Annotated in this window: 21 protein-coding genes and 1 pseudogene; 4 read left to right on the forward strand and 18 right to left on the reverse strand. The window is 58.8% G+C overall.

Features of this window, described 5'->3' with window-relative positions; genetic code table 11:
- Together ACP7A2_RS15145 and ACP7A2_RS15150 are read left to right on the forward strand one after the other, a co-directional pair.
- Positions 1 to 1,071 (forward strand): argininosuccinate synthase (locus ACP7A2_RS15145; RefSeq protein ID WP_426134851.1); only part of this gene is annotated, 1,071 nt, incomplete at its 5' end.
- Positions 1,072 to 1,690: 619 nt separating this feature from the next.
- The gene (locus tag ACP7A2_RS15150; protein ID WP_016970755.1) at positions 1,691 to 2,323 is read left to right on the forward strand and encodes a response regulator transcription factor; all 633 of its coding nucleotides are present in this window, start codon (positions 1,691 to 1,693) and stop codon (positions 2,321 to 2,323) included.
- 75 nt (positions 2,324 to 2,398) lie between these two features.
- On the opposite strand, the gene ACP7A2_RS15155 is transcribed toward ACP7A2_RS15150, so the two are convergent.
- The 4 genes and pseudogenes from ACP7A2_RS15155 to metG all read right to left on the reverse strand — a co-directional run bounded on the left by ACP7A2_RS15155 (position 2,399) and on the right by metG (position 6,682).
- Positions 2,399 to 2,581: a PA3496 family putative envelope integrity protein gene (locus ACP7A2_RS15155; RefSeq protein WP_348060099.1), complete on the reverse strand. Its 183-nt coding sequence runs from the start codon at positions 2,579 to 2,581 to the stop codon at positions 2,399 to 2,401.
- 107 nt (positions 2,582 to 2,688) lie between these two features.
- A complete protein-coding gene (gene nth / locus ACP7A2_RS15160) occupies positions 2,689 to 3,327 on the reverse strand; it encodes an endonuclease III (RefSeq protein ID WP_426134852.1) in 639 nt (212 codons plus the stop codon).
- 67 nt (positions 3,328 to 3,394) lie between these two features.
- A pseudogene (rsxB, locus tag ACP7A2_RS15165) lies at positions 3,395 to 4,339 on the reverse strand (electron transport complex subunit RsxB); the annotation flags it as partial.
- A 291-nt stretch (positions 4,340 to 4,630) separates the two neighbouring features.
- Positions 4,631 to 6,682, reverse strand: coding sequence for a methionine--tRNA ligase (gene metG / locus ACP7A2_RS15170; protein WP_426134853.1), 2,052 nt, complete (start codon positions 6,680 to 6,682; stop codon positions 4,631 to 4,633).
- A 172-nt stretch (positions 6,683 to 6,854) separates the two neighbouring features.
- On the opposite strand from metG, the gene apbC reads away from it, so the two are divergent.
- Positions 6,855 to 7,949 (forward strand): iron-sulfur cluster carrier protein ApbC, encoded by a 1,095-nt coding sequence (gene apbC, locus ACP7A2_RS15175; protein WP_426134854.1) that lies wholly within the window; start codon positions 6,855 to 6,857, stop codon positions 7,947 to 7,949.
- 706 nt (positions 7,950 to 8,655) lie between these two features.
- On the opposite strand, the gene fdxA is transcribed toward apbC, so the two are convergent.
- The 8 genes from fdxA to ACP7A2_RS15215 all read right to left on the reverse strand — a co-directional run bounded on the left by fdxA (position 8,656) and on the right by ACP7A2_RS15215 (position 15,122).
- Entirely contained in the window at positions 8,656 to 8,979 is a 324-nt protein-coding gene (gene fdxA, locus ACP7A2_RS15180) for a ferredoxin FdxA (RefSeq protein WP_003208688.1), read from the reverse strand.
- A 142-nt stretch (positions 8,980 to 9,121) separates the two neighbouring features.
- Positions 9,122 to 11,701: a DNA mismatch repair protein MutS gene (gene mutS / locus ACP7A2_RS15185; RefSeq protein WP_426134855.1), complete on the reverse strand. Its 2,580-nt coding sequence runs from the start codon at positions 11,699 to 11,701 to the stop codon at positions 9,122 to 9,124.
- A 51-nt stretch (positions 11,702 to 11,752) separates the two neighbouring features.
- Entirely contained in the window at positions 11,753 to 12,742 is a 990-nt protein-coding gene (locus ACP7A2_RS15190) for a tyrosine-type recombinase/integrase (protein WP_426134856.1), read from the reverse strand.
- A 10-nt stretch (positions 12,743 to 12,752) separates the two neighbouring features.
- Positions 12,753 to 12,947: a DUF4224 domain-containing protein gene (locus ACP7A2_RS15195; protein ID WP_005785292.1), complete on the reverse strand. Its 195-nt coding sequence runs from the start codon at positions 12,945 to 12,947 to the stop codon at positions 12,753 to 12,755.
- 2 nt (positions 12,948 to 12,949) lie between these two features.
- The gene (locus tag ACP7A2_RS15200; protein WP_426134857.1) at positions 12,950 to 13,171 is read right to left on the reverse strand and encodes a hypothetical protein; all 222 of its coding nucleotides are present in this window, start codon (positions 13,169 to 13,171) and stop codon (positions 12,950 to 12,952) included.
- Positions 13,172 to 13,207: 36 nt separating this feature from the next.
- Positions 13,208 to 13,678, reverse strand: a complete 471-nt coding sequence (locus ACP7A2_RS15205) for a class I SAM-dependent methyltransferase (RefSeq protein ID WP_153870961.1) — start codon at positions 13,676 to 13,678, stop codon at positions 13,208 to 13,210.
- Between the two features lie 408 nt (positions 13,679 to 14,086).
- Positions 14,087 to 14,371: a hypothetical protein gene (locus tag ACP7A2_RS15210; RefSeq protein ID WP_426134858.1), complete on the reverse strand. Its 285-nt coding sequence runs from the start codon at positions 14,369 to 14,371 to the stop codon at positions 14,087 to 14,089.
- Positions 14,372 to 14,420: 49 nt separating this feature from the next.
- A complete protein-coding gene (locus tag ACP7A2_RS15215; protein ID WP_426134859.1) occupies positions 14,421 to 15,122 on the reverse strand; it encodes a hypothetical protein in 702 nt (233 codons plus the stop codon).
- A gap of 90 nt (positions 15,123 to 15,212) precedes the next feature.
- Here ACP7A2_RS15215 and ACP7A2_RS15220 point away from each other — a divergent pair, with 90 nt between their 5' ends.
- Positions 15,213 to 15,854 (forward strand): hypothetical protein, encoded by a 642-nt coding sequence (locus ACP7A2_RS15220; RefSeq protein WP_426134860.1) that lies wholly within the window; start codon positions 15,213 to 15,215, stop codon positions 15,852 to 15,854.
- A gap of 39 nt (positions 15,855 to 15,893) precedes the next feature.
- On the opposite strand, the gene ACP7A2_RS15225 is transcribed toward ACP7A2_RS15220, so the two are convergent.
- From ACP7A2_RS15225 to ACP7A2_RS15250, 6 genes are all read right to left on the reverse strand, one after another.
- Positions 15,894 to 16,451 (reverse strand): hypothetical protein, encoded by a 558-nt coding sequence (locus ACP7A2_RS15225; protein ID WP_426134861.1) that lies wholly within the window; start codon positions 16,449 to 16,451, stop codon positions 15,894 to 15,896.
- Between the two features lie 44 nt (positions 16,452 to 16,495).
- Positions 16,496 to 18,508 carry a DNA cytosine methyltransferase gene (locus ACP7A2_RS15230; protein ID WP_426134862.1) on the reverse strand — a complete coding sequence of 671 codons (2,013 nt, stop codon included), beginning with the start codon at positions 18,506 to 18,508 and terminating at the stop codon, positions 16,496 to 16,498.
- Between the two features lie 68 nt (positions 18,509 to 18,576).
- Positions 18,577 to 19,209: a hypothetical protein gene (locus tag ACP7A2_RS15235; RefSeq protein WP_426134863.1), complete on the reverse strand. Its 633-nt coding sequence runs from the start codon at positions 19,207 to 19,209 to the stop codon at positions 18,577 to 18,579.
- 57 nt (positions 19,210 to 19,266) lie between these two features.
- A complete protein-coding gene (locus tag ACP7A2_RS15240) occupies positions 19,267 to 19,632 on the reverse strand; it encodes a hypothetical protein (RefSeq protein WP_426134864.1) in 366 nt (121 codons plus the stop codon).
- Between the two features lie 81 nt (positions 19,633 to 19,713).
- Positions 19,714 to 20,028, reverse strand: a complete 315-nt coding sequence (locus ACP7A2_RS15245; protein ID WP_426134865.1) for a hypothetical protein — start codon at positions 20,026 to 20,028, stop codon at positions 19,714 to 19,716.
- Positions 20,025 to 20,306: a hypothetical protein gene (locus tag ACP7A2_RS15250; protein ID WP_426134866.1), complete on the reverse strand. Its 282-nt coding sequence runs from the start codon at positions 20,304 to 20,306 to the stop codon at positions 20,025 to 20,027. The genes ACP7A2_RS15245 and ACP7A2_RS15250 overlap by 4 nt, the downstream gene beginning before the upstream one ends.
- Positions 20,307 to 20,507 lie beyond the last annotated feature (201 nt).

Consider the following 20,507-nt stretch of genomic DNA (forward strand, 5'->3'; position numbering starts at 1 on the left):
GCCAAGGCGCAAGCCATGGGCGTGAAAGAGATCTACATTGACGACCTGCGCGAAGAGTTCGTCCGCGATTTCGTTTTCCCGATGTTTCGCGCCAACACCGTCTACGAAGGCGAGTACCTGCTGGGTACTTCCATCGCACGTCCGCTGATCGCCAAGCGCCTGATCGAAATCGCCAACGAAACCGGCGCTGACGCCATTTCCCATGGTGCCACCGGCAAGGGCAACGACCAGGTGCGTTTCGAATTGGGTGCCTATGCGCTCAAGCCTGGCGTAAAAGTGATCGCGCCTTGGCGTGAATGGGACCTGCTCTCCCGTGAAAAGCTGATGGATTACGCTGAAAAGCACAATATCCCGATCGAGCGTCACGGCAAGAAGAAATCCCCGTACTCGATGGACGCCAACTTGCTGCACATCTCCTATGAAGGCGGCGTGCTGGAAGACACCTGGACCGAGCACGAAGAAGACATGTGGAAATGGACCGTCTCCCCGGAGAACGCTCCAGACAAGGCCCAGTACCTGGAACTGACCTACCGCAACGGCGACATCGTCGCGCTCGACGGCGTCGATATGACTCCGGCCACCGTGCTGGCGACCCTGAACCGTATCGGCGGCGAACACGGCATCGGCCGTCTCGATATAGTCGAAAACCGTTACGTGGGCATGAAGTCCCGTGGCTGCTACGAGACGCCAGGCGGCACCATCATGCTGCGCGCTCACCGCGCCATCGAGTCCATCACCCTGGACCGCGAAGTGGCTCACCTTAAAGACGAGTTGATGCCAAAGTACGCCAGCTTGATCTACACCGGCTACTGGTGGAGCCCGGAGCGTCTGATGCTGCAACAGATGATCGACGCTTCCCAGGTCCACGTGAACGGCGTTGTGCGCCTGAAGCTGTACAAAGGCAACGTGATCGTAACCGGTCGCAAATCCGATGAGTCGCTGTTCGATGCCAACATCGCCACCTTCGAAGAAGACGGCGGCGCCTACAACCAGGCTGACGCGGCAGGCTTCATCAAGTTGAATGCTCTGCGTATGCGCATCGCTGCCAACAAGGGTCGCAAGCTGTTCTGATCGATCCCTGCGTTGTGAAAAATGGCCCCTAGTCCAAGGGGCCATTTTTTTTGCCTGAATAAAACCTGCGGGCGTTGAATAGCGCCTGATGTTTAAGATTGCCTTTGGCAATGTTTAAGCTTCGTTAAACGTTAAAGTTTACCTGTTGAAGAGTTTTGCACGGTTGTACGAATTTTTAACACCTTGCCCGGAACTATGTCTTACAGAAGTTTCACTACCTTATTACAAAGCGCCTGTAAGACGTGGAAAATTCTGTAGGAATTAAGGAAGTTGGAAATTATGTTGGATGGAACTAAAACAGTCGGAATTTTTTCATGTGTCTACTTGCTTCTCGGCGACATGCAATGGGCATTTCCTGAAAATCATGTACGTTCCGTTTACCGCGCGCCCCCTGGATGGCGGATATTTCTCTCAAAACATGTAAGGCCCCGGAAAGTTCTGAAAGGCTCAATAAAGACATGTGCATCTGACTTAGTGTTTTTTTGTAGGTCAATTCCTATATCGTTGTGGGTTGGGTCTCTGCTTGCTGTTGCTTGGGGGGGAGCGCTATCCCAACTATGAAACGACTAGGCTATTGTGCTTGCTCTAAATAATTCGAACAGCGAAATTGGACTTTCTCATGAATAAAGTGCTGATCGTGGATGATCATCCCGTCATTCGGCTTGCTGTGCGCATGCTAATGGAGCGTCATGGTTATGAAGTCGTTGCCGAGACTGATAACGGTGTCGATGCGTTGCAACTTGCACGGGAACATGTACCGGACATTGTCATATTGGATATCGGGATCCCCAAACTCGATGGGCTGGAAGTTATCTGCCGCCTGGCGTCCACCAAGCAACCTGCGCCCTTCAAGGTGTTGGTGCTGACGTCTCAGGCGCCCGGGCATTTTTCCATGCGCTGCATGCAGGCGGGGGCGGCTGGCTACGTGTGCAAGCAGCAGGACCTGACCGAGTTGCTGAGCGCCATCAAGGCGGTGCTCTCGGGCTACAGCTATTTTCCAAACCAGGCGCTCAATTCGGTCCGTTCCACCATGGGTAATGCCAGTGAAGCAGACATGGTCGAACGTCTGTCGGGCCGGGAGATGATGGTGTTGCAGCAACTGGCCCGTGGCAAAACCAACAAGGAGATCGCCGACGGTATGTTCCTGAGCAACAAGACCGTGAGCACCTACAAGACTCGCCTGCTGCTCAAGCTCAACGCACGCTCCCTGGTCGACCTGATCGAGCTGGCGCAGCGCAACGGCCTCGTCTAGAGGCGGGTGCCAGAGCAGGAATCACCGGCACAAAAAAGCCTCCGTCAGGGAGGCTTCCGGTCGTCAACGGGTCGATCAGAGGTCGAAGTCGTAATCGGCCAGTTGTTTTTGCAAGCGTCGCTCTTCCAGAAGGTTGTCGATAGTGCGGCGTTTGCTCAAATTGGTCTTGGCCACCTCAACAACAGGTGCATCCCCGTCGTCTTCCGACTCGGCAACGAGGTCGTCTTCTACATCCAGTTGTTCTTTGCCAGTGCTCATAAGGTTCACTCCGGGCTAAGACTGCCGTTGGCGCCCCTTATAACGATATTCCATGGATGGGTAAAAAAGATTTTTTCAATCGATGGATCGAGAAAACCAATGAACCCTCAATCGTCGGAGGTCTTGTCCTTGTATTCGCACAGGTCCTCGATGCGGCAGCTCCCACAGCGTGGCTTGCGGGCCTGGCACACGTAGCGGCCATGCAGGATCAGCCAGTGGTGGGAATCGAGCAGGTAGGGCCTGGGCACATGTTTCATCAACTGTTTTTCCACCTCCACCACATTTTTGCCACGCGCGATGCCGGTGCGATTGCTGACGCGAAAAATATGCGTGTCCACTGCCATGGTTAATTGCCGGAATGCGGTGTTAAGCACCACGTTCGCGGTCTTGCGGCCCACCCCTGGCAGGGCTTCCAGTGCTTCGCGGCTTTGCGGCACTTCACTGCCGTGCAGCTCGACGAGCAGGCGGCAGGTTTCGATCACATTCTTGGCCTTGCTGTTGTACAGGCCGATGGTCTTGATGTATTCCGACAACCCTTCTACGCCCAGCGCATGGATGGCCTCTGGCGTATTGGCGACCGGGTAGAGTTTGGCGGTGGCCTTGTTGACGCCAACGTCTGTGGATTGAGCCGAGAGGATCACCGCAATCAGTAACTCGAACGGGTTGGTGTAGGCCAGTTCGGTTTTTGGTTCAGGATTGTCTTCGTGAAACCTGCGGAAAATTTCCAGGCGTTTTGCGGCGTTCATGGGGCAGAGGGTTCCTTGCAGACGGTCGGCGGGATTGTAGCAACACACGCATCAGGTTTTTTGCAGATCAGGCGCTGCCCAAGGCATCCACTTGACGCTGGGCCTCGTCGAGGCTGTTTTGCGCCTCGGCCAGTTGTTGCGGGTCGGCGTTCACATTCTGGGCTTTCTTTAACGCCGCGCGGCGCATTGCCAATTGGATTTTGGCGCGTTTCAGCTCCGCCGTGTGGCTGGCTGCAGGTGCCGTCGTCGGTGCGTTGTGTACCTCCAGGGCCGCCAGTGCTTGTTCCGCCGCTTCGAATTGCCGTTGCAGCACGATCAACTGCGACTGTTGCTCAAAAGTCGGTGGGTGACCAAATGCCTTCAAGGATTTGTGCAGCTGGGCGCGGCTCATCGCCACCGTAATCCTGGCTTTCTTGACGGCCGCATCCTGCGCGGCATCGGCCTGCACGGGCACGACCGGCGTCGGGCGCTTGGCCCGAGCCAGGCGTTCGGCGAGCTTATGCGCTTCTTCGCGTTGCAGGCGCGCGTTGCGTTGCTCATAGCGCCGCCGCGCCCGGTCTCGTTTAAGGCCACGTTCATGACGCTGCTGATCATCGGCTGCCAAGCCACCCACAAGCGGCACTGCAGAGGTTGCAGGGCGCATTTCAATGCAGTCGACAGGGCAGGGCGCGACACACAGGTCGCAACCGGTGCATTCATCGATGATGACGGTGTGCATCAACTTGGCAGCGCCGACAATCGCGTCCACCGGGCAGGCCTGAATGCATTTGGTGCAGCCGATGCATTCCGCTTCGCGGATATAGGCGACCTGGGCGGGGGCTTCGCCGCGTGTGGCATCCAGTTCCAGCACTGGCACCCGCAGTAACTGCGCGAGGCCAGCAATGGTTTCCTGCCCACCGGGTGGGCACTTGTTGATCGCCTCGCCGAGGGCGATGCCCTCAGCGTAAGGCTTGCAACCCGGGTGCCCACACTTGCCGCATTGGGTCTGCGGCAGCAGCGCGTCGATACGTTGAATGAGGGTCATGGGGTGGTCATTGCGTATGCCGGTTAAACGAACAGGGCCTGGGTGCTGACCTGGCTTGTTAGGGGGAGCGGAAACTGTTGTGGCGAGCGGGCTTGCCCCGCGTTGGGCTGCGAAGCAGCCCCATTACTGTGAACGCGGTTTCTATATGTAGGACCGGGTCGTTGGTTTTAGGGCCGCTGCGCGCCCCAACGCGGGGCGAGCCCGCTCGCCACGACAAGCCCGCTCGCCACGACAGGCCCGCTTGCGACAAGAGGCCTAGTCAACTCGAACCTTACACGCTTACTTGATGCGTTGACCCGGCTTGGCGCCGCTGTCGGGGCTCAGCAGGTAGATCTCTTCACCGCCAGGGCCGGCCGCCATCACCATGCCTTCGGAAATACCGAACTTCATTTTCCGTGGCTTGAGGTTGGCGATCATCATGGTCAGGCGACCATCGAGCTTGGACGGGTCTGGATACGCGCTTTTGATCCCGGAGAACACGTTGCGTCGCTCGCCGCCGAGATCCAGCGTCAGGCGCAGCAGCTTGTCGGCGCCTTCCACGGTTTCAGCCTTGACGATCAGCGCAACGCGCAGGTCCACGGCCGCAAAGGCGTCGAAATCGATTTCCGCGGAAATCGGGTCCTTGGCCAGCTCGCCATTGCCCGCAGGCGCTGCCGAACCAGTGTCCGTCTGGCTGGCGACCAGGTCTTCTTTCGAAGCGTCGGTCATTGCCTGGACCTTGACCGGGTCGATGCGGGTCATCAACGGCTTGAACTCGTTCAACTGATGGTTGCTGAGCAAGTTAGCGTGATCATTCCAGGTCAGCGGCGCCACATTAAGGAACGCCTCGGCATCGGCGGCCAGCAATGGCAGCACCGGCTTGAGGAAGATCACCAGTTGGCGGAACAGGTTGACGCCGGTGGCGCAGATCGCCTGGACTTCAGCTTGCTTGCCTTCCTGCTTGTTCAGCGACCACGGCGCCTTGTCGGCGATCCAGGCGTTGGCGCGGTCGGCCAGGCCCATGATCTCGCGCATGGCGCGGGCAAAGTCGCGGGCTTCATAGGCGTCAGCGATGCCCGGCGCGGCGGCCAGGAACGCGTCGGTCAGTTCCGGCGCGGCGTTTTCAGCCACCAGCACGCCGGCGTTGCCCTTGTGGATAAAGCCTGCGCAACGGCTGGCAATGTTGACGACTTTACCGACCAGGTCCGAGTTGACCTTCTGTACGAAGTCTTCGAGGTTCAGGTCGAGGTCGTCCACGCCACGGCCCAGCTTGGAGGCGTAGTAGTAGCGCAGGTATTCCGGCGACAGGTGGTCCAGGTAGGTGCGCGCCTTGATAAAGGTGCCACGGGACTTGGACATTTTCTGGCCGTTGACCGTGAGGTAGCCGTGCACGGCAATGCCGGTTGGCTTGCGGTAGCCCGACCCTTCAAGCATCGCCGGCCAGAACAGCGCGTGGAAGTTGACGATGTCCTTGCCGATGAAGTGGTACAGCTCGGCAGTGGAGTCCTTGTTCCAGAACGCGTCGAAATCAAGCTCCGGCGTACGGTCACACAGGTTTTTGAAGCTGGCCATGTAGCCGATCGGCGCATCCAGCCACACGTAGAAATATTTGCCTGGCTCGTCCGGAATTTCGAAGCCGAAATACGGCGCATCGCGGGAGATGTCCCACTGTTGCAGGCCGGCATCCAGCCACTCGGCGATCTTGTTGGCTACGGCGTCTTGCAGGGTGCCGCTGCGGGTCCAGGTTTGCAGCATTTGCTGAAAATCCGGGAGCTTGAAGAAGAAGTGCTGGGAATCCTTGAGCACCGGCGTGGCGCCCGAGATGGCCGACTTCGGATCTTTCAGGTCAGTAGGGGCGTAAGTGGCGCCGCATTTTTCGCAGTTGTCGCCGTACTGGTCTTCGGTGCCGCATTTCGGGCAGGTGCCCTTGATGAAGCGGTCGGCCAGGAACATTTTCTTTTCCGGGTCGAAATACTGGGTAATCGACCGCGTATCGATGTGCCCGGCGTCGCGCAGACGCTTGTAGATCTGGCTCGACAGCTCGCGGTTTTCGTCGGAGTGCGTGGAGTGGAAGTTGTCGAAATCCACCAGGAACTCGGCAAAGTCGGCGCTGTGTTCAGCCTGCACATTGGCGATCAGTTGTTCCGGGGTGATCCCTTCCTTTTCGGCACGCAACATGATGGCCGAACCGTGGGCGTCGTCCGCGCAGACATAAATGCATTGATTGCCGCGATGCTTCTGGAAGCGCACCCACATATCGGTCTGGATGTACTCAAGCATATGGCCAAGATGGATCGAACCATTGGCATAGGGCAGGGCGCTGGTAACGAGGATCTTGCGTGGCTCGGACATGGGGCTCGGCTACTTGATGAAACGGAGGTCGGCCACTATAAAGCGCCGGGAAATATATTTCACCCCGTGGCGCTGTTTCAGCATCTTCCAGACCGTCGAAAGCATGCCGTTGGGCGGCTGGAACGGTTAGGATAGCCGCCTGTTTCAGTCAGTCTTTTTTCGGGAGTAGCCCATGAGCGCCGTCAATCGCGCAGCGGTGGAAGCCGTTCTTCGCCAGTACACCGACCCCTATTTGAACCAGGACCCGGTCCGCGCCGGCTGTGTACGCGCCATCGAGGTCCAGGGCGACCAGGTGTCGGTCCAACTGGAGTTGGGTTATGCCGCAGGCCTGTTCAAGAGCGGCTGGGCGCAAATGCTGCAAATGGCCATCGAAGGCCTCGACGGTGTGCGTTCGGCCAAGGTCGACATCCAGTGTGTGATCGCCGCGCACAAGGCTCAGGCACAGATTCCGGGCCTGGCCAACGTCAAGAACGTGGTCGCCGTAGCCTCTGGCAAGGGCGGTGTGGGTAAATCCACCACGGCGGCCAACCTCGCGCTGGCGTTGGCCCGCGAAGGCGCGCGCGTGGGCATTCTCGACGCCGATATCTACGGCCCCAGCCAAGGTGTGATGTTCGGCATCGCCGAAGGCACACGGCCGCAGGTCAAGGACCAGAAGTGGTTCGTGCCGATCGAGTCCCATGGCGTGGAGGTCATGTCCATGGCCTTCCTCACCGACGACAACACGCCGATGGTCTGGCGCGGGCCGATGGTCTCCGGTGCGTTGTTGCAATTGGTCACCCAGACCGCGTGGGGCGACCTCGATTACCTGGTGATCGACATGCCGCCCGGCACCGGCGATATCCAGCTGACCCTGGCGCAGAAAGTCCCGGTGGCCGGTTCGGTGATCGTGACCACGCCGCAGGATTTGGCGCTGCTCGACGCGAAAAAGGGCGTGGAGATGTTCCGCAAGGTCAACATCCCGGTGCTCGGCGTCGTGGAAAACATGGCGGTGCACATCTGCTCCAACTGCGGCCACGCTGAGCACCTGTTTGGTGAAGGCGGCGGCGAGAAGCTTGCGACCCAGTACGGCGTCGAATTGCTGGCCTCGTTGCCGCTGTCGATGCTGATTCGCCAACAGGCCGATGGTGGCAAGCCTACCGTGGTGGCCGAGCCTGACAGCCCGGTCGCGATGATTTATCAAGAGCTGGCACGCCATGTAGGCGCACGGATTGTGCTGCAAGAAGCGGCCGCCCCGGCGATGCCGACGATTACCGTCAGCGACGACTGATCGTTCTGAAGCAAAAAAGCCTCGGCATTGCCGTAGTGCTGACCAGCGAAGGAAGCGTTGTGGCGAGCGGGCTTGCCCCGCGTTGGGCTGCGCAGCAGCCCCAAACCAGACGCCGCGTTCTTTCTGAAAGAACGCGGCGTTTTTTATGGGGCCGCTGCGCAGCCCAACGCGGGGCAAGCCCGCTCGCCACAAAAATGTGAGCGCTCGGAACTCCCTTAACTGAACAGCATTACGGCATTACCGGGGCTTTTTCTTGTCTGGGGATCGGTCAGCAGGGGGCGGTTACGCATTTACGCAATTGCTCGTGTAAGCATTCGCTTACTTTTTCGTAAGTGAATGGTTTTTTTACCGGGTGTGTGCGGCTAAAAACAGTGAGAGAATTTTCTATCTAATTGAAAAATAACAATTATTTATACCGACTTTTACAACGGAGCTCCTCAGAGCTGAAGTTGGATCCCGTTGAAGTTCCCTCGGAACTCTCTAACATCAGCCCTGTGTCCACGGATTGACACGGCCATCAAGGAACGATGGTTCAAGGAACGTCGCAGGAAGCGATTCATCAGGACGATGAAAAGGAATACAGGGACCAGGGAAGAAATGTGGGCGGGTCATACCGCCCCTTTTTTTCGCCTGTAGAAAAGTAAAACCCACCCTGCAGAAACGCAAAAAGGCCCGCAAGGGGCCTTTTTATTGGACAGCAGCGCGCTTAGCGTTCGAGGTCTGCAATCTTACCTTTCTTGCCATCCCACTCCGCCGCATCCGGCATCGGGTCTTTGCGCTCAGTGATGTTCGGCCAGATTTCCGCCAGCTCGACGTTCAACTGAATAAATTCCTGCATCTCTGCCGGGACTTCGTCCTCGGAGAAAATAGCGACGGCCGGGCATTCTGGTTCACACAGGGCGCAGTCAATGCACTCATCCGGGTGGATAACCAGGAAGTTCGGGCCTTCGTAGAAGCAGTCCACCGGACACACTTCGACGCAGTCGGTGTACTTGCACTTGATGCAGTTGTCGGTAACGACGAAGGTCATTTCTAATTTTCTCCTCAGGCGGCGGCAGCGAGACCCTGTGTGGCAGGGCTCGCGAGGTTCGGGAGCGATAGTCTGCAGGCCAGGCTAAGAGCCTGCAGCATCCCAAACCGCGCGAGAGTCTACCAGCTTGCACGCGGTAGCGTTATATCCGAACCTTCAGTGCATATAACATTTCTAGCGCTTTACGCGGCGTCATGTCGTCCAGATCAAGCTTGGCCAACTCATCCAGCACCGGATGGGGCAGGCTGGCAAACATATCGCTCTGATGCGGCGCGCTGGCTTTGCCTTTGGTTTTTGCAGGGCTGGCGACCACGGTTTCGTGAGGCAAGGCCGTGGTTTCCAGGCGGCTGAGGTGCTCGCGAGCGCGGGTGATCACGTCGGTCGGCACACCGGCCAATTGCGCCACGGCCAGGCCGTAGCTCTGGCTGGCCGGCCCTGGCAATACGTGGTGCAGGAACACGATGCGCTCGTTGTGTTCGGTAGCATTCAGGTGAACGTTGGCCACCAGCGGCTCGCTTTCCGGCAGCACGGTGAGTTCGAAATAGTGAGTGGCAAACAGCGTATAGGCGCGCAACTGCGCCAGCCGCTCGGCCGCCGCCCATGCCAGCGACAGGCCGTCGAAGGTGCTGGTGCCGCGACCCACTTCGTCCATCAACACCAGGCTGCGCTCGGTGGCGTTGTGCAGAATGTTGGCGGTCTCGCTCATTTCCACCATAAAAGTCGAACGGCCGCCGGCCAGGTCATCGCTGGAACCGATGCGCGTGAAAATGCGATCCACCAACGACAATTCACAACTGGCCGCCGGCACAAAGCTGCCGATGTGCGCCAGCAACACGATCAACGCGGTCTGACGCATGTAAGTGGATTTACCGCCCATGTTCGGGCCGGTGATCACCAGCATGCGGGTGTCGTCATCCAGCGAGAGGTCGTTGGCGACGAACGGCGTGGTCAACACCTGCTCCACCACCGGGTGGCGCCCCTGCACGATGCGCATGCACGGTTCGCTCACAAAACGCGGGCAGTTCAGGTCAAGGTTCAGCGCGCGTTCGGCGAGGTTACTCAACACATCCAGTTCCGCCAGCGCGCTGGCAGTGTCTTGCAGCGGCGCCAGGCGGCTGATCAGGCCTTCAAGCAAGGCTTCATAGAGCATCTTTTCCCGCGCCAGCGCGCGGCTCTTGGCCGACAGCGCCTTGTCTTCGAACGCCTTGAGCTCCGGCGTGATGAAGCGCTCGGCACCTTTAAGGGTCTGGCGGCGCTGATAATCAATCGGTGCGGATTCGGCCTGCTTGCTCGGCAACTCAATAAAGTAGCCGTGCACGCGGTTGTAGCCGACCTTCAAGTTCGCCAAACCGGTGCGGGCTTTCTCGCGGGCTTCCAGATCAATCAGGAACTGCCCGGCGTTTTCGCTCAAAGATTGCAGCTCATCCAGCTCGGTGTCGTAACCGGTTTTCAGCACACCACCGTCACGAATGATCGCCGGCGGGTTATCAATGATGGCTTTTTCCAGCAGGGCTGCGAGGTCAGGGTAAGTGCTGGTGGTCACGGCCAACTGCTGCAGGTGCGGCGTGTCCAGCTCGGTCATCGCGTCTTGCAACTGCGGCAGGGCGCCCAGTGCATCACGCAGGCGCGCCAGGTCACGCGGCCGCGCATTGCGCAGGCCGATCCGCGCCAGAATCCTTTCGATATCGCCGATTTCTTTCAGCTGCGGTTGCAGCTTTTCAAAACGGTAGCCATCCAGCAGGCAGGTGATAGACGTTTGACGCGCTTGCAGCACGCTCAAATCCCGCAGCGGACGGTTCAGCCAGCGGGTCAGCAAACGGCTACCCATCGCGGTCTGGCAACGGTCGACTACCGATTGCAGCGTGTTGTCGCGCCCGCCCGACAGGTTGGTGTCCAATTCCAGGTTGCGACGGCTCGCGCCATCCAGCACCACGGTATCGTCCAGGCGCTCATGGCGCAGGCTGCGCAAATGCGGCAGGGCAGTGCGCTGGGTTTCCTTGGCATAACCGAGCAGGCAACCGGCGGCACCGATGGCCAGGGTCAGGGTTTCGCAGCCAAAGCCTTTAAGGTCCTGCACCGAAAATTGCTGGCACAGACTTTTCAGCGCCGAATCACGCTCAAAATCCCACGGTGCACGACGTTTGGTCCCACGACGTTTTTCTGCCGGCAAGTCCTTCGGCCAATCATCCGGAATCAGCAACTCCACCGGATTGATCCGCTCCAGCTCCGCCAGCAAATTCTCCCAGCCCTTGATCTCCAGCACGCTGAAATTGCCGCTGGTGATATCCAGCACCGACAGGCCGAACAAACGCTCGTCACCCAGCACGGCTGCGATCAGGTTGTCGCGACGCTCGTCCAGCAGCGCCTCATCACTCACCGTGCCCGGCGTAATAATGCGCACCACCTGACGTTCCACCGGCCCCTTGCTCGTCGCCGGGTCGCCGATCTGCTCACAAATCACCACCGACTCGCCCAGCTTCACCAGCTTGACCAGGTAGCCTTCCAGCGAATGGTAAGGAATCCCACACATCGGAATCGACTGCCCCGCCGACTGCCCGCGCGCGGTCAAGGTGATGTCCAGCAACTTGGCGGCCTTCTTCGCGTCTTCATAGAAGATCTCGTAGAAGTCGCCCATGCGATAGAACATCAACTGATCAGGGTGCTGGTTTTTCAGGCGCCAGTACTGCTGCATCATTGGGGTGTGACTTGAAAGGTCTGTCATACGGGGCTTTCAGCTCTACCTGTCTATTTGACAATTCACATCTGTCTAATACTACAGAGATTTTTTAGGCATTGTTGGCGGCAGGCCTACGTTGATTTTGCGCAGGCGCAGATAACGTTGCGTCATCTTGGCGTCGGTGTGACCACCGAGCTTCTGTGCATCGTTGCCTTGGTCATCAGTGTCCGACAGCGATTTGGCGCGCAGGTCGTGGAGACTGGCATCTTCGACGCCGGCCTTTTTGCAACTGATCGCAAATGCATCCTTAACCGAACTGTAGTGCACCGGCTTTCCGCCGCGCGGCGAGCAGAACAGCGTGAGCCCGCGGATCTTCCGTGGCAGCGCTTTCACGCGGGCCAGCAGGTCCTCCAGATCTGGCGTCATCTGCACCAGCAGCCTCGCATTCGTCTTCTCCTGTTTGAAGGCGATGCCCTCTGGGCTGATGTCGGCCAACCGGATGGCCAGCACGTCACCGATGCGCTGGCCGGTCAGGTAGCACATCTCGTAGATGACGCGCATGTTGTCGCTTGAGTTGGCGCATATCGCCTGGAACTCGCCGTGGGTGATATACCTGTCGCGCTTGTGCTCCAGATGCCGCCGCACGCCAATGCACGGATTCGAATCGACGATCTGCTGCTCCAGGGCGTAAGTGAATACCGCCCGCAGTACCGAGATCACCCGGTTCGACATGTTAGGCGTGTCCGCCATGTGTAGCTTGAGCGCGACGACGTGCCGCTGAAGCACCTCGCGCGGCTCGAAGTCGGCGAAGTTTTCCTTCAAACGCTCGGCCGCTGCCTCGTATTGCTTGAGCGTGTTCGGCTTTAGCGCCGGCTTAGTCCTGGTGCGCATGTGCTCGAGCGCGTCGTCGATCAGTTTGGGCATCCCGCCCAGGCTGCGCTTGTCCAGCAGCATGGCGTATTCGGCGAGAGACGTTTGAAAGTCTGTGCCGAGGCGCAACCACTTGCCCTTGCGGACCAAGTAGTACGCGCCGTGTTTTTGGTACATGCAGGCTGGCAGGTGCCGGTCCTTCTTGCGCGGTCGCATCTATCTCACCTCAGCACAGCCGCAATTCCGGCCCCTTCCTTGATTGAATACCACCCAGCCGCCCGATGACAACTTGGCGCAGCACCTTTGGGTGCCCATCACCACCTACCGCGAACCCGTATCGTTCGGCGGTCAGCCACTTTATCTGTGCCCCTGGCTTTTTGTATCCGGTCAGGTCGGCAACTTCCTCTGCTGTCAAAAACATACCTACCTCCCGCCGCCCGCCGTGGGCCGCGCTTTCTTGATGATGTGAATGGCCATGCCGAAGCTGACCAGCAGCCAGGCGCAGGTGCCGGCGAATGCGGTGATGATGTCGACTACCTCGCCGTCCATCAGCAGCACCGGTGCGAGCCAGAAGAACCAGCAAACCGTGGCTGACACGTACAGCAGAGCGCCCAGCATCAGCAGGGTGAGTTTTATTGAGTACATGGGGTGTCCTTGCCGCGCTGGGCGGCAGAAGGTGGGTTAGGGTTGTTTCATGAACGTGATCCAGTGCGTTTTCTCGCGCTTGCCAGACTTGTGGCCAAACAACGGCTGCTCATCGGTAAGGGCGAGAATCTCGCTGACCCGGATCTGGGTTTCGTTCCACTTGAAGATCAGGAATTGGCCGGGGCGCACAACCCGGAAGCACTCGGCGAAGCCTTTGCGGAGATCATCCCTCCAGTCATCGGTGAGGATCCCGTACTTAAGCCGAAGCCAGCTTTCGCGCCCGGCGCGTACCAGGTGCGGCGGATCGAACACGACCATGTTGAAGCTGGCGTCGGGGAAGGGCAGGTGCCGAAAGTCCATAATCACGTCCGGCTCAACCTTCAACACTCGGCCATCGCATAGCATGTGTTCTTCATCTCTGATGTCACCGAACAGGGCGCGCTGGTCGCCCTTGTCGAACCACATCATGCGGCTGGCGCTGCATGGGTCGAGGACTTGTGCATTCATGGCATAGCTCCGCCCGCCGCTCACCGGCAGGCACATAAGGGGTTGGAGTGGTGGCCTATGGCCCCCGTATCTACGGTTGGAAGAAGGGTGTAGAACAGAAGGTCCGTCCTTTAATCCTTAGGTCCCGCGCTTGTCTCATCATCTGGAAGCCCCAATTGCTCACGAATATCGAGGGCACATCCTTTTCCTCAAGTTCGAGTGGCGGCGCCCTAACGACAAAAGCCCTCGCTCGGTCACAGTGATCGAGCCCGCGTCTATTAACGGGCTGGGCGAAGTTGCGGCTGATCTGCATGGCCCGTGGGATGACTACCAGTCGGCGATATCGGAAGCGATGTCCGCAGCCGAGAGATGGGTCGACAGCCAGTTGCCCTGAAGTTGCTCACCGCCAGGCATGTAGGGGGATTGGGGTTAGGCGCCCTTGAACGGGACGACGTTTTCGAGTTCGCGCTTCACGCCACCGGCATCGCGGAAGGCTTTCCATTCGGCATGGTGTGCCGGGCAGTAATCGACGTTCGGCGCGACCTCGGTGGCGTGGAACTCACAGACCGGCCTGTCGCAGGTCTTTCCTTCGCCAACTGGGTAATCACAAAGCTGCGTCCCAACGTCACCGCATTCGGCGCAGTGCGGGCCAAGGTCGCCGCATAGGTGGCCGGTGGGCTTTCGGTTCTTGTCGTAGATCCGGTAGCATGCCATTACCCGGGCACTCTGTAGATGAACACGTAGGCGAACCAGAGGGAGGCGATCATGGCGTCACCCGTTTGAACTCGACCACCCAGACCCACGGGTTGGCTTCCCAGCTATACGGCGATGCCTTGTATGCAGCCTCGCCTTTAGGGAATGAGCCGCCGGCGACGTGACACCAGAGCGACTTGAACGATTCCTTGGGAGTGCGCACGCAGAAAGTACCGTCGCCGCTAAGGTGGTAGTTACGCCAGAACTGATGTGAGCCTTCCGTGGTTTTCGGTACCGGGATTATTCCCTCGGCCTCCGCCTGCTCGTCGCTAATGTCCTGCAACCGCTCGACGCGCACGGCTGTGATCTCCAGCACGATGCGGCTGTCACGGCGGAACATATGGATGCTGGGCTTCCAGCGGATTTCGCTGGCGGCGGGGATATTCTCCAGTTCCGGCGGCAGGCAGGCGGGGTAGGTGGCGCCGAATGTCAGATAGCCAGGATCGCAATTGCCGACACGCGCCCAAGTCTCGCGCACCCACAGCCGGTCACCGGGCTTGCCAAAAGGGCAGCAGCCGTTGACGAAGTGCTTGGTTACAGGCTTGCCGTAGCCGTCCTGACCGTAGTTGGATTTACCTACGCAGAAATTGCCACTGGCATCAATGTGCGGCTGAACCTTGACCGGTCGCCGCGTGACCGTCTTCCGGCCTTCCAGGATGGCGCGCACCATCGGCGCCGAGAACAGGATGGGGCGTTCCTTTATTTCAGGCATGACTTCGTCCTTGCCGCTATAGCGGCTGACTTTTCAGTTGTTTGATATTGAGCTACCTTCACTCGATCAATGGCTTAAAGGAGGTAGGTTATGGAGGCGCATTTTCTTATGGTTTACTTGCGTGAAGTTGAGTCGCAATCACTTATGGCAATGAATGCGATCACTAATTTAGATCACGTCGCGGCAGCGGTGATGAAAAAAGACAATGACATCGATTTTGAGCAAAGGAATACCCTTAACAAGGAGTGTTTTAGGTCTGTGCATAGTTTTTTAACCCATCTGAGTAACATTTCGAGATTGCTTTGGCCTCCAGCCATAACCTCGAATAAAAAATGCTCTTGTGGTAAGCCGAGTTCTAACGGAATGATGTGCTCTGTGTGCGTCACCAGGAATCGCTCTAGTCAACTACTTAACGTTCTAGGGCTTCAAGGGGCGGAACATATAATTAAGAATCGTACTCTTCGAGATCACCTAGAGCACTTTGATGAGCGTATAGACGATTGGATGCAAACCAGTAAAAATCAGAATTTTGTTCAAGATATTGTTGGTCCTAAGGGAGGCATCATGGGGTTGGAGGAAAGCGACATGATGAGGCAGTACGATCCTATGACAGGAACTTTCAGATTTCGTGGAGAAACATTTAGTTTGATTGAATTGTTCAAAGGTTTAAATGATGTGCTCGCGCGCACCAGGCAAGCCCTGGGCAAATACGATGTTTTCGGACACTTTTAGAGGGCAAGGCAACTTATACGCCATTCCTTTTGAAATCTTTCAGTCATCAGTGCCTGTGTAGGTTCGCCATGGCACCTTCACTCCGTTGACCAGAAAGCCCCAGTCACCGCGCCACTTGCTGGTGATGAAGAGGGTGAAGACTCCACCTGGCGACAACTCATCGATGCGGTGGTACTCACCATGCAACAGTCGCGCGGTGTCGCCAGCGCGCCGGTCGATGTATTCGGTAGCCTGAGCGCCGGATGGGACGTTGAGTCCTGACAACACAGGATCCTCGCTGTCGAGCAGTCGCTGTTCCGTGTACCAGCCCCGCAGGATGATCGTGCGGGCGTTCCATGGATGGTCATGCAGATCCCGGTCTTCATCGGGCCGCATTATGTGGTGCACACGAAACGACCACGGGCACCACCACGGCGCTGGCTTGTGCGTATCGCGGGAGTAGGGGTTGAACAGCCACCAGCGGCTCATGTAGGTCTCGGCGCCGTCGGCGGACATGATGTGCAGGTACGGGGTGCGCTGGGCTCGGGCGATGAGCCAAGCGGAAACAGTCGGGCGCGCGAGCAGTTTGGCGACCATGCGCCAGAAGAGGTTGATCACGGGGAGTCCTTGCTGGGCCATGCCCGGGCGGTAGAGTGGGGAAGTTACGCGGCGAGGCGCTGGTAAAGCTCGATGATGTCGGCGGCATTCGCCCTGACCAAGGCCTCGGCTTCGTCCGGGCAAACGCTGTTGCCGATGAGCCTGACTTGATTCGTCTTGTTGATCGGCAACCATTGCTCTGCGCCGGTCACCTGATCAACGAACAGGCCGCGGTCAATGATGTAGTCCTTGTCGAAGCCCTGTGCGGCCTTCAGCTCTGGCGGTTGCAGCATGCGCAAGGTGATATCCACCAGTACATACCCGCCGATCATGATCATCTCGGCCGGCTCTTTGAAATGCTCCGGCAGATGCTCGTGCATGAAGGCGGCGCAGCGGCGGGCACCTTCCATTTGCTCCGGCGTGAGCGTGTCCGGCACCTGCACCACCTCAACCAGGGCAACCCGGTCCTTCGTCGGCAGGGTATGCATTGGTTCAGTCAGGGCAATTCCGTCTTTCTCATTGCCGTAGTACTTCACCAGATAAGCGTTGGCCAGACGCTGATTGGCGCCTGACTGGCAGATGGTGGATGTCGGCTGGTACGCCGATCGGCCGTCACCTTTGTAGAAACCGCCATTCGCCTGCTCGAAGAACGCTGCCGTCACCGCGTGATGTCCAGTGCTGGTAGCGACCACGGCCAGAGGCCCATCAACGTCAGCCCCTATCGAGCCCTTGCGCAGTGTGACCATGTTCGCTGCGACGATCCCGTGGCGCGCCGCGCCTGCCAGTACGGTCTGTGCAGGATCATCAGGCGAGCTTCCCACGGCGTTCTGCCCGAAGGCTGTCATATGCCCACAGACAATGGCCTGTTCGCCGCGATTCGCGCCGGTGACCGTGCGTGCCGACTCGTCCGGTGAGTAGCCGCTACGCTCCCCGTGGTGAGTGAGGTGCGTCAGGTGACAGGCCGCCATCGCAAAATGGCCACCTTTCACCTGGGCAACCTGAGTGCGCAGAGCTTCCTGAACGTCGAAGTTGCGCTGCGATGACCCATTGGCACATTCGGTGAGGAACGGCGCTGCCACTGGCTGCACCAGGGCGTGATGAGTGCCGCCGGCGCTGATGGTAGAAACTGATTCATCTACGCCGTGCGTGCTTGTGTGTGCGTCCGACGTCCCACGCATTGGCACAATGAATGGTTTCTCACTGGTAATTACGTGGCGCCACATACCCTTGGCCACCCGACGGCGGGTATTCAATGCCATGGGCTTTTCCCGGAAGATCGTCTTGCCCAGGTTGCTCCAGTCAATGCACTCGGCCGCCGTGCGCCACGGCTGCTGTTTCGCTGTTGGCTTTTTGTGTCGTACCGGCTCCGGCCAAACGATCGGCAGACCGTCGCTGCGCGCCACCAGATACAGGCGTTTGCGGATAGTTGGGGCGCCGGCGTTAGCCGCGATCCGCTCCCGCCATTCGACGTTGTATCCCAAACCACGGACAAGGCTTTCCACCGGCACGAAGTCCCCGATCGATTGCAGAACCTCCGGCATGTCCGGGTGATCGGCTGGCAGGCCGGTGCTGAGCGCCGCAACGAACGATTTGAAGGTTCGCCCTCGCTCAGCCTTGATCGGCTGGCCGTTCTCGTCGATCGGCCCCCAGTCGCAAAACTCTTCGACGTTCTCCAGGAACATCAGGCGAGGTCGGGTGGCATGCGCCCAGCGAACAACAACCCAGGCCAACCCGCGCACGCCACGGTCGCGAGGCGCACCGCCTTTGGCCTTGCTGTGATGGCGGCAGTCCGGCGATGCCCAGAGAATGCCAACAGGCTGACCGCCGGTTGCTATGACCGGATCAACCTCAAACACGTCGGCAACGTAGTGCGCGGTTTTGGGGTGATTGGCGCGGTGCACGGCCAAGGCGATCGGGTTGTGGTTCACTGCCACGTCCGGTTCCCGGTACGCCCGGGCAATACCAGTGCTTGCACCGCCGCCGCCGGCGAACAGGTCCACCACCAACTCTTTCTGGAACGGCAGGCCCATGCTCGGCTGGCCATGGATAAATTGGGGTTTCTTCTGTTGTGCGGACATAGGGGATCCTCGCCGGCTGGCGTGATTCGTTGATATGGGGTATTACGGGTGACCGGCATGGAGCCGGATCAAGGAGTGTTGCTTGTCCCGCAGTTCCGGCAGTCTTCGCGATAGCGTTGCGCGTCACTGATGAACCGGCCGCAGCCGTCACAATTGAACATCATCATTTTGGGCTTCTTCGGCTTGGCCAGCTTGATGCCGGTGCCGCGCAGGGCGTCTTTGATATTCACGTCGTCGCGCTCAACAAGGCGCCGGGAGTGGGCGTCGATGTAGGGCTTGGGCCAGACCACCGCGCCTGATTGACCGAGCTTGCCGATCCATGTGACGGTGTGGACCCTCGGCACCACCACAGCCTTGGAAAGGTTGCTTGTGAACACGCCATCTTCACAAAGCCAAATCAAGTTGTTGCCGTTCCAGCACTGCGGCTTCTGGATGTAAAACTCGGCTGCGTCGGGGTGTTGGTCCAGCGCCTCGCTCAAGGTGACATTCTGGCAATCGACACCGACTCGCGCCCGGGCGTCGACATAGGCCTTGGGCCAAGGGATGTCAGTGTCGCGGTGATCTAAAGCTCCGTCCCGAGTGAACACCTCGGCCTTGGCCAGATCCGTGACATACCCAGATCCACCAAAGCCCCAGAACGACAACCCGTCACCTACGTAGGAGTGGCTGCGACTGTCTTGAAGGTAGAAATGCTCGTCCATGGATTATCTCCAGTCAGGCGCCGCCCTCCGGTTACCGGATGCAGCGAGTAGGTTGGGTTATGCTGGTCTTTCGATTTCGTCGTCAGGCTCTGGCGGGTCGTCGGCGAGCGACTTCATGCCGGCAGCCCTGATGATCTCCGACACCTTTTCGGTAACTACAAAAGGTGTCGTGACACATTTGAGCATCTGCGCCGCCGTTTCGAAGTCGGCAGCGATCACGTTGCGTAGCAGGTTCTGAAACACTTCCTGCTGGCTGTTGAAGCCGTGCTGCTTCATAAGGCGCTTGAGGTCGGCCTTGAAAACGCCGGCAACCTCAACGGTAAACTTCTCGACGCCCAATGCTGCGTCCTTCGCTGCCGCTTTCTCGCGCTTGCGGCGCTGCTTCAGTGCTTCCGCCGTCGGCTGCTGCTCTTCCTCGGCCATGGCCTACCTCTTCTATTCCGCTTGCTGGCAGTGCCAACCATGTCGGCCTGCGCCGCGCGGCTGTGATCTTGCTGATGCGTCTCATGGGGCCTCGGCGAACTTGAAGCCGTTCTCCCGGGCGATGAGCCTGGCGCGCTTGTGGTCGATCCCCATTGCAGCGGCGGCCTTATTGATCGAGGTGCCGGTATCGGCGAGTTGCTTGAGCCCTGGTGCCAGCCTGTCGCGTTCGGCGCGCAGCTTGCTGCTGTGCCCACCGCCATAGGTGCCGTCCTTAACGCCGCTTACGCCCTGGGCGACTTCCTGCACGCTGCGCCCGGCACCGAAGAAGGCGTCGAGGTGCTGATTCAACTCATCAATGATCGAGTCGCGCGGGTTGGGCATTGGCTCGCCGATCATTGCGTACCGCCCGACAGCGTCACCTTCACGCCGTCTGCGCGGGATTCCAGAGCCTGGGCAAAGTTGCTGGCATCTTTCCAGGTCCAGCGGAAGCCTTTCACCTTGCCGGTAGCAATCTCGACGATGTGGTAAGCCTTTGCGGCGGTGCGGATCTGAAATCGAATCTTCTGCACAGGTTGCTCCTTGCCGATCAAGGCGTAGAACTCGGCGGTGGCAATGCGGGAGCGAACGTGCAGGGCCGCAACCCCGTCTACGCGCTGTTGAATTGATGCGTGCATGGCGAATACCTCAGTGGGTTGCGTTTATTCGTCAGCAGCCTGACCGCCTGCTGTTTGCCGTTGGGCGCAGGGGAGGGTGCTGACGGATAAAGGCGAGCCGTAAAAAAGCCCGACCGGAATCGGGCTTTCGTTGCGTCACATAGACCTCCCTATGTGAGCGCTGAGCTGTCTGATTTTTGGTTCACATGGCTGCCAATCCTC

This window comes from Pseudomonas sp. PWP3-1b2 (assembly GCF_049896045.1).
Classification (GTDB): domain Bacteria; phylum Pseudomonadota; class Gammaproteobacteria; order Pseudomonadales; family Pseudomonadaceae; genus Aquipseudomonas; species Aquipseudomonas antarctica_B.